The organism is Prauserella sp. PE36, assembly GCF_003311655.1.
In the GTDB taxonomy this organism is placed as follows: Bacteria; Actinomycetota; Actinomycetes; order Mycobacteriales; family Pseudonocardiaceae; genus Prauserella_A; species Prauserella_A endophytica.
In genome coordinates, this window is record NZ_QEQT01000103.1 from 1 (window position 1) to 7,931 (window position 7,931).

The 7,931-nt window shown below is 65.0% G+C and carries 9 protein-coding genes; 4 read left to right on the forward strand and 5 right to left on the reverse strand.

Going from position 1 to position 7,931, the window contains the following annotated elements:
* The coding region (locus DI005_RS33175) for a cbb3-type cytochrome c oxidase subunit I (protein WP_113644720.1) at positions 1-1,217 on the reverse strand (1,217 nt) is incomplete at its 3' end.
* 203 nt (positions 1,218-1,420) lie between these two features.
* Here DI005_RS33175 and DI005_RS33180 point away from each other — a divergent pair.
* The 3 genes from DI005_RS33180 to DI005_RS33190 all read left to right on the forward strand — a co-directional run bounded on the left by DI005_RS33180 (position 1,421) and on the right by DI005_RS33190 (position 3,294).
* Positions 1,421-1,765: a BlaI/MecI/CopY family transcriptional regulator gene (locus DI005_RS33180; RefSeq protein WP_113644721.1), complete on the forward strand. Its 345-nt coding sequence runs from the start codon at positions 1,421-1,423 to the stop codon at positions 1,763-1,765.
* A 316-nt stretch (positions 1,766-2,081) separates the two neighbouring features.
* Positions 2,082-2,558 carry a M56 family metallopeptidase gene (locus DI005_RS38385; protein WP_158559935.1) on the forward strand — a complete coding sequence of 159 codons (477 nt, stop codon included), beginning with the start codon at positions 2,082-2,084 and terminating at the stop codon, positions 2,556-2,558.
* Positions 2,559-2,649: 91 nt separating this feature from the next.
* Positions 2,650-3,294: a class I SAM-dependent methyltransferase gene (locus tag DI005_RS33190; RefSeq protein WP_113644715.1), complete on the forward strand. Its 645-nt coding sequence runs from the start codon at positions 2,650-2,652 to the stop codon at positions 3,292-3,294.
* Between the two features lie 171 nt (positions 3,295-3,465).
* Here DI005_RS33190 and DI005_RS33195 read toward each other — a convergent pair whose 3' ends face one another.
* From DI005_RS33195 to DI005_RS33210, 4 genes are all read right to left on the reverse strand, one after another.
* On the reverse strand, positions 3,466-4,263 hold the full coding sequence (locus tag DI005_RS33195; protein WP_113644716.1) for a TIGR02391 family protein: 798 nt from the start codon (positions 4,261-4,263) through the stop codon (positions 3,466-3,468).
* 121 nt (positions 4,264-4,384) lie between these two features.
* Complete coding sequence (locus DI005_RS33200) at positions 4,385-5,329, reverse strand: M56 family metallopeptidase (protein WP_113644717.1); 945 nt, start codon at positions 5,327-5,329, stop codon at positions 4,385-4,387.
* Positions 5,326-5,691: a BlaI/MecI/CopY family transcriptional regulator gene (locus tag DI005_RS33205; protein ID WP_113644718.1), complete on the reverse strand. Its 366-nt coding sequence runs from the start codon at positions 5,689-5,691 to the stop codon at positions 5,326-5,328. The genes DI005_RS33200 and DI005_RS33205 overlap by 4 nt, the downstream gene beginning before the upstream one ends.
* A 92-nt stretch (positions 5,692-5,783) precedes the next feature.
* Entirely contained in the window at positions 5,784-6,404 is a 621-nt protein-coding gene (locus DI005_RS33210) for a DUF305 domain-containing protein (protein WP_113644719.1), read from the reverse strand.
* A gap of 760 nt (positions 6,405-7,164) precedes the next feature.
* Here DI005_RS33210 and DI005_RS33215 point away from each other — a divergent pair.
* Positions 7,165-7,931: cbb3-type cytochrome c oxidase subunit I (locus DI005_RS33215; RefSeq protein WP_199543429.1), on the forward strand; the 767-nt coding region annotated here is incomplete at its 3' end.

Below are 7,931 nucleotides of genomic sequence, written 5' to 3' on the forward strand. Positions count from 1 at the left end.
GTGGCGAACACGATCGTGCCGTAGAGCACGTAGTGGAAGTGCGCCACCACGAAGTACGAATCGGACACCTGGAAGTCGATCGCCGGGGCCGCGAGCAGCACACCCGACAGACCGCCGAAGAGGAACGTGACGATGAAGCCGACCGAGAACAGCATCGGCGTCTCGAAGGTCAGCTGTCCCTTCCACATGGTGCCGATCCAGTTGAAGAACTTCACACCGGTCGGCACGGCGATCAGGAAGGTCATGAACGAGAAGAACGGCAGCAGCACCGCGCCGGTGGCGTACATGTGGTGCGCCCACACGGACACCGAGAGCGCCGCGATGGCGAGCGTGGCCCAGATGAGGCCCTTGTAGCCGAACACCGGTTTGCGGCTGAACACCGGGAAGATCTCGGACACGATGCCGAAGAACGGCAGCGCGACGATGTACACCTCTGGGTGGCCGAAGAACCAGAACAGGTGCTGCCACAGGATCACGCCGCCGTTGGCCGGATCGAACACATGGGCGCCGAGGCGGCGGTCGGCGAGCAGGCCGAACAGGGCGGCGGTGAGGATCGGGAAGGCGATGAGGATGAGGATGCTCGTGACCAGGATGTTCCAGGTGAAGATGGGCATCCGCCACATGGTCATTCCTGGCGCGCGCAGGCATACGACGGTGGTGATCATGTTGACGGCACCGAGGATCGTGCCGAGGCCGGACACCAGCAGGCCGGTGATCCACAGGTCCGCGCCCACGCCGGGGGAGTAGATCGCGTTCGACAGTGGCGTGTAGGCGAACCAGCCGAAGTCGGCCGCGCCGCCCGGGGTGAGGAACCCACCGACGGCGGTCAGGCCGCCGAAGAGATACAGCCAGTAGCTGAGCGCGTTCAGCCGCGGAAAGGCGACATCCGGTGAGCCGATCTGCAGGGGCAGGATGAAGTTCGCGAATCCGAACAGCACCGGTGTCGCGTAGAGCAGCAGCATGATCGTGCCGTGCATGGTGAACAGCTGGTTGTACTGCTCCTGCGACAGGAACTGCAGCCCGGGGCGAGCCAGCTCGGTGCGGATGAACATGGCCATCGCCCCGCCCACCATGAAGAAGGCGAACGACGTGACCAGGTACATGATGCCGATCTGCTTGTGATCCGTTGTGCGGAACAACCGCAGCAGGTACGAACCCTCCGGCGCCTCACGCACCGGCGACGGGCGCGGAGCAACAGGTGCCGGTGTCACAGCCATGCTCGAACTCCATTCGTGGCGCCACAGCCACACCAAACTACTAGACTAGATAGTAGATTACCGGCTTTTTGTGTCGATCGACACGGGTGCGTGGCCGTGCTCGGGCCGATAGGGGCGTACTCGTGGAGCACGCGATAGGGGTGGCCCCTCGCTCGAGATGTCTCCTACGATGTTGTAGTAGGAGGTCGTCGGGAGGTGTGGTCATGGGCAGGTTGGAGGGAGAGGTCCTCAAGCTGTTGTGGGCGGGTGCTGGTCCGCTGACCGTGCGCGACGTGCTGGAGCAGCTCAACGCGGCGAGGTCCCGTCCGCTGGCCTATACGACCGTCATGACGGTTCTCGCGCGACTGGCCGACAAGGGTGCGGCGCGGCGGCGTCCGGCTGGCCGAGGTTATGCCTACGAGCCGGTCGGTCGCGACCCCGCATCACTTGCAGTGAGGCGGGTCATCGACGAGCACGGTCAGGCTGCCGTTGCGCATTTCCTCGCGGAGGCGGAGGCTGACGACGATCTCCGGGAACGGCTGCGTCGGATCATCGAAGGAAGAAGCTGATGTCGGCCCGTGGCGGTGCCTTCTGGAGCCTGATCGGCGCTGGCCTGCTCCTGCGGACGACTGCATTGATCGGGTCCTGCGCGGCGATCACTGCCGTTCTCCACACTCTGTTGACAGGCGGAGCCGGGCGGCTCGTCGCGACGTGGTACTTGGTGCTCCCGGCTCTCGCGTTGATAGCGCTGAACCTCGCAGCGCTACGCCGAGAGATCAAGTTGTCCGGGGCCGCGCTGCGGGCGCATCGACGGCTCCGGCTCGCAGCGTTCCCGGTACCGCGGGGCTGCGGTCACTCGTCAGACGACGGGGGCTGGTCGCGCGCGTGGAGCGGGTGTCGGACGATCGTGCCTTCGCGCTTACATACGGGTTGTGGCGACCGCGCATCGTGATCAGCGACGGCCTGATTGCCCGTTGTTCCGATGACGAACTGGCGGCCGTCCTGGAACACGAGGCCGAACACGTGCGAGTACGTGACCCGCTCCGCATCTTCCTCTGTCGGATAGCCGTGCTGAGATCGCTCCTCATGCCAGTGCTCGCGCATCTCGCGCAGCGCGCCCGGTGCGATGCGGAGCTGGCCGCTGACAGGCGCGCTGCACCCCGCATCGGTCCGGCCGTGCTCGCGCGGGCCTTGCTGATCGCGAGTGCGCCACCGGTTCCCTTGGCTGCTGACGTGATTTCGGGATTCGGCGACCGGGACATGTTGGAGGCCCGTGTGCTGCAACTGGAGGGCGCGCGGGTGGCCCGGCGGCGACCGGCGCGCCGGGCGATCGCGATCAGTGCAGGGGATTGCTGCTCATGAGCTGGTTGGTCGTGAGCGCATTTCTCGCGTCCTCACTGCTCCATCCCGGCTACGGTTGGCTACTACGAGAATGTAGTAGATTGGCGGCGTGATGACTCGTGAGTATCTGGACGGCAAGGCTGCCGAACGGTTCGCCCGTTACTACGACAGCTTCAACGCCCCGGCTGAGCGCCGCTGGGCCGGCGCCCGGCGGGCAAGGATGGTGGGGTCGCTGACGGGCACCGTCCTGGAAATCGGTGCCGGGACAGGTGCCAATCTCCGGCATTACCGCGGCGTTCGCGAGCTCGTCGCTGCCGAGCCGTCCGCAGCGATGCGCGAACGTCTGCGCGACGCCGTAGCCGCAGTACAGGTACCGGTGGATATCGTGGATGCGACCGCAGAGCGACTGCCGTTCTACGAGACGAAGTTCGATGCGGTCGTGTGCGGCCTCGTCCTGTGCAGCGTCACCGACCTCGATCGGGCCTTGGTCGAGATCCGACGGGTGCTCAAGCCCACAGGTCAGCTCGTGTTTTTCGAGCACATCCGTGCCGACGGGCTGCTCGGCTGGGTTCAAGACCGGATCGAGTCGACCTGGGCGCGCATCGCCGCGGGCTGTCGACCGAACCGTCGCACCGTTCAGGCTATTCGCGCGGCCGGATTCACCGTCCGCGAGCTCGACATCTTCCGCCCGTGGCCGCGGGTTCCGCTCGTCGCCCCGTACGCGCTGGGCGCGGCCATCCCTCGGGACCCGAAATGAGAGAGTGCTGCCTAGGCGCGATCAGCCGCTACCGAGGGTCCCATTCCGAACCTCGGCAATTGACCTTTCGGCCCCCCGGCGTAGCGCCGAGGCGCCCCTGTAGGGCCGGCAGCGATGGGTCCCCCGACTCGCTGGCATGTCCGATGGAACGCCAGCGGAGCCAACTCGTCCTCAACGGGACCGGGGTGGCGGCGAGTCGTCGCCTGTTGAGGTCGCTCCGATTTTGTCGAGTAGACGCATGAGGAGATCGGCGAGTAGTAGGATCTCCGCGGCCTCCGTGGAGTCGGTGTAGTCGACCCGGCGGTGGCTTGCCGGGTTTTTGAACAATCCGATGGCTCCCTTGAAGAGATCCATGAGCGCGACCGACTCGCCGGGGTCGATGTCGGGTCGCCAGAGCGGTCCCGCCTCTGAAGCTCGGTCGACATCGTCCTTGGGCGGCAGCCGGAAAGCGGCCTGCATGAGTTTCGTGCCGACGAGACTATCGGAGAGTTCGCTCAAGGCCCGTACTCGGATCTCGACCTCCTTCATGGCCATGAATGCCGCGGCTTCGAAATCGCCTCGAAGAAACTGCGGTCGGGCTTTGGCTTCGAGTTCCGGGACAAGTTGAAGGTCGAGGCGCTGAACTGCGCGGAGCCACGGAAGGTCGCGCTCGAGAGTCTCATGTCCTTGACGGCTGATGACGAAAGCAGCGGGCGAAGACTGTTCAGGATCCCAGATCACGAGTCCGCGGTTGAGTAGCCAGGCCCAAGCTTCCGACAGGGCCCGGAGCGCTGATCTGTTCCCGGAGTAGGCGTGTTGGCGTGCCGAGTTGAGCCAATTCTGCCAGTTCCACTCCTTGCTGTTGTGGGCATCCTTCAGGACGCGCAGAGCGAGGTCGTCGAGCGGCAATGACATGACGACGTCGGCGTGAAGGTCCCAGGGCGTGGGCTGCATAGTGCCTCCGTAGATCAAGCTGTCGTGCTTGATCATCAAGTCGTGGAGGACGACGTCGGTGTTTCGCTGGAGCCGCGTTCGGAAGCCGCGTCTTCGAGTCGTGCGCTTCGGGCGCCCTCGTACTGCGGCGTCGAGCAGGGAGGGTCGGTTAAGCGGCCTAGCGGCAGCTGACAAGTGTGATGAGCAGGAGCAGGACAGCTCCGGTGAGGAAGGGAAGGGCGGCTGCCGTTACGCCCGTGATCCCGCACGAGATTGCCCTGCGCAGTCCGCCCGGCGGAACCGATCCGTGGCGCAGGCGCGCGAGCCGCAGGTCCACGGCTTCCTGCGCCATGGCCAGTGACGCGCTCGGAGCACCGTGGCTGGATACCTTCTGCAGCGCCGTCCGGACCGCGGCCGGTCCACAGTGGCGCACGGCGGCGGTATCGGCTGCCAACTCGGCCAGCTCGCGGATTGCGCGCGGAGCCTGGGTGAACAATGGCACGAACGGCAAGGCCGCGCGCAAGGCATCCGCGGTGGCGACCAGCAGATGGTGCCGGCCGGCGAGGTGTGCCTGCTCGTGCGTGAGGACGGCCGCGACCGCGTGATCATCTAGATGGCGGGTGAGGCCTTCAGTCGCCACGACGACGCCGGGGCGACCGGCCATGCTGAACGCCAATGGACGGTCATGTGCGAGCCACAGGGTGTCAGGTGGTCCGGTCTCTTTCCGGGCGGCCAGTCGTAGCAGTGAGAGGTTCTCCTGACGTTTACGGGCTCTGCGCCGGGCACCGCGGCTGGAGACGACAACGAGTCGGACGGCGAAGGCGCCCAGTAGAGCGAGGCCCAACAGGCCCGCGAACTCCTCAACTCGGGGTGGTGAGCCGTGCTGGACGGCGGACCAGCACCGGTCGATCAACACCAACAGGGGGGCGCCCGCACCGTGGCCCGGCGTGAGTAACAGCAGGACCCCGGCGGCGGCGGCGAGCACGACACCTGCCATCGAGATCAGCCATGCCACGATCAGGAGCAGGGGGTCGCGGCGCCGCAGGTCCGCCCGCCGCAGGACACCGGGGACGAGCCATCCTACGGCGAGTGCGCCGGCGAGCAACGCCACGGCGATCGTCATCGGCGCCGGACTCGCTTCTTCCGCAGCGCGCTGCGGAGCAGGTCGGTTTCCTCATCGGATCCCGAGGCGATGAAGTGCATCAGAACCGCTTCGGGATCGCCGGAGGCCTCGAGCACGTCGCGCAAAGACTGTGCGGCGGCTTCCTCCCGACTGAACGACGCTTCGTAGTAGTAGGCCTTGCCGTGGAGCTCCCGCTCTACCCACTCTTTGCGGTGCAGGTTGTCCAGCACGGTCATGACCGTGGTGTAGGCCAGTTGCTTGCCAGTGTCGAGCTGCTCCAGCACGTCGCGGACCTTCATCGGCTCGTCCGTCCGCCAGAGCACATCCATCACCGCAGCCTCGAGCTCGCCCAGACCGTGCATGGCACCTCCTTACGAAGCAACATCGTACGCGAGGCGGCCCCCGTGCGGGGAGTAGCCATAGGCCGCTCCCCGCACAGAGCTCATGGTTCAGCTCATTGCTGGTCGAGCATCGCCTGCATCTCGGTGATCTCCGCTTCCTGGGCGTTGATGATCTGCTGTGCCAGCGCCTTGGCCTCGGCGTTGCTGCCGTTCTTCAGTTCGTCCTTGGCCATGTCGACGGCACCCTGATGATGTTTGATCATCATCTCCATCCACAGCCGATCGAAGTCGGCCCCCGATGCCTGCTCGAGCTGCCGCATCTCCTGATCGCTCATGCCGCCTTCCATGCCCTCCATGCCGGGCATGTCCATCCCGGGCATGCTCGACATGGTGGGCGTTGTCGGTGCGCCCCAGGTCTTCAGCATGTTGGTCATCTGCTGAATCTCCGGATCCTGTGCGCCCTGGATCCGTGTGGCGAGGTTCTTCACCTTGGGGTCGGTGGCGCGTTCGACGGCCATCTTGGCCATGTCCACCGCCTGCTGGTGGTGCGGGATCATCATCTGTGCGAACACGACGTCATCGTCGTTGTGCCCGGCCTGCGTCGCGCTCGTGGCAGGGGCGGAGCTTCCGCTCTGGCCCATATCCGTGCCCGACATGTCGTCATCGTTGCCACCGCAGCCGGCGGCGAGTGCGAGGAGCGCTGCGGCGCCCGCGCCGATCAATGTCTTTTTCATGAGAGTTCAACCTTCTGTCTTCTTGACTCGTCAACATCCAGAACTTCCCTGCGTATCTACTTGAATACGCTGGGTGACCATCTAGATGCGGAGAAGGCAGATGGAGGTGAGTAGCGATCGTCCAGTTCTAGGTGGTGACCTGCTTCCTGGGCATGGGAACGAGCGCGTCCGGGCATGGTGTATAAGCGTTCGAGCGTCGATCGTGACCGTCAGCCATGTGGCGAGCAGCATGAGGCCGGTGGCCGCGAGCAGCACGGCGAGGCAGAGATGGACCAGGTCGTGGTGGTCGACTCCTGGGTCTGGAGTGCCGGCAGAGGGGGTCTCCGGCAGCGCGGCAGGGCTGACCGGGGAATGTGGCATCTCGGTGCTTGCTGCCGGCTCGCCGTCCATCGTCGAGTGCGCTTTGAGAGAGGGCACGTGGTGCATGCTGAGCACGGCCAGAGCGAGGGCGCACAGTAGGAGCACGTGCTGTGCTCGGCGCGTGTTCGCTCGCATAGGTATCACGATAGCGACTGACCAGTGGGCGTCGACCGACGGGAACTAATGCCTCTGCTGCTCGGTAGTTCAACGCGAGGGTCGTGTTGTCAGCTGGGCCAGGACGAGGGTACGGGCATTGCTTATCGCCGGTCTTGTCTGGTGGGTGCAAGCTGGGCCGTGCGGTCCTGACCTGCGGCGGTGCAACACTCGCGTGACCTTCCTCACTGAACTACTATCTAGCATAGTGGAACGTGGCTACTGTCGTGTGAAGTGGAGTCCGGCCATGGCAGTCCAACCCGGCCGTATTGCCGCACGGCGTGCTTCTGTCCGTCCGCCACCTAAGGGCTCGCGGCTGCTGTCGCTGCTGCGGACTACCGATCACAAGCAGATCGGCGTTCTCTACCTCACGACGTCGTTAGCGTTCTTCATGATCGGTGGAGCGCTGGCGTTACTGATGAGGGGTGAGCTCGCCAGACCGGGTCTGCAGTTCCTGTCGCAGGAGCAGTATAATCAGCTGTTCACTATGCACGGCACGATCATGCTGCTGCTCTACGCGACACCGGTCGTATTCGCCTTTGCCAATCTCGTACTGCCATTGCAGATCGGGTCTCCAGACATGGCGTTTCCCCGGCTGAACGCGCTGTCGTACTGGTTGTTTCTTTTCGGTGGCACGATCGTGGTCGCGTCGTTCTTGACGCCCGGTGGCGGTGCTGATTTTGGCTGGACCGCTTATGCGCCGCTGTCGCGCGCCGAGTACTCGCCTGGCGTTGGCGGTGACCTGTGGATCTTCGGGCTCATTGTGTCCGGTCTCGGCACGATCCTCGGTGCCGTCAATGTGATCACCACGATCGTGTGTCTGCGATGCCCCGGCATGACGATGTGGCGGATGCCGGTCTTCACCTGGAACATCCTGTTCACCAGCGTGCTGATCCTCGCCGCGTTCCCCATCCTCACGGCTGCGCTGTTCGCGCTCGCCGCCGACCGGCATCTGGGTGCGCACGTGTTCGACCCCGCCAACGGCGGCGCGATCCTCTGGCAGCACCTGTTCTG